The sequence below is a fragment of the Halarcobacter mediterraneus genome (assembly GCF_004116625.1).
Lineage (GTDB): Bacteria > Campylobacterota > Campylobacteria > Campylobacterales > Arcobacteraceae > Halarcobacter > Halarcobacter mediterraneus.
The window spans coordinates 1-533 of sequence record NZ_NXIE01000018.1 but is presented as its reverse complement, the minus strand read 5'-3'; the positions used below and the strand labels follow the sequence as shown (position 1 = coordinate 533).

General features: G+C 31.9%; 1 protein-coding gene. It reads right to left on the bottom strand.

What is annotated here, in order from left to right; all coding sequences use genetic code 11:
* The coding region (locus tag CP965_RS14005; protein WP_323807977.1) for a DEAD/DEAH box helicase at window positions 1–527 on the bottom strand (527 nt) is incomplete at its 3' end.
* Between the last annotated feature and the right edge of the window lie 6 nt (window positions 528–533).

The window sequence follows — 533 nt, the reverse complement described above, 5'->3', positions numbered from 1 at the left end:
GTACCATAAGTTATATCAGCATTGTATTGTTCTTTTCTTGCTCCATCATCTTTTAAATCACCAGTGATAGCTCCAACTTGGAAACCTAAAAAGTTGTATAAAGGTTCTAACTCTTGTGCATCTCTACTTGCTAGGTAGTCATTTACTGTAACAACATGAACACCTTTTCCTTTCATTGCATTTAAAATAACTGGTAAAGAAGCAACTAATGTTTTACCTTCACCTGTTTTCATTTCTGCAATTCTACCATCATTTAGAACCATTCCACCAATTAGCTGAACATCATGGTGTCTCATATTCAGTGTTCTTCTACTAGCCTCTCTTGTAATTGCAAAAGAGTCATTTAAATCTTCATCTAGTTTTACTTCTTCATTTTGAACTTTTTGTTTTAAAGCATTAAAAGAAGATTGAAGCTCTTCATCACTCATAGCTTGGTATGTTGTTTCTAAAGCAGTGATTTGATTAGCTCTTTTTCTATATCTTTTTACTTCTCTGTCATTTGATGTGCCAAAAATTTTTGAAAACATATTAAT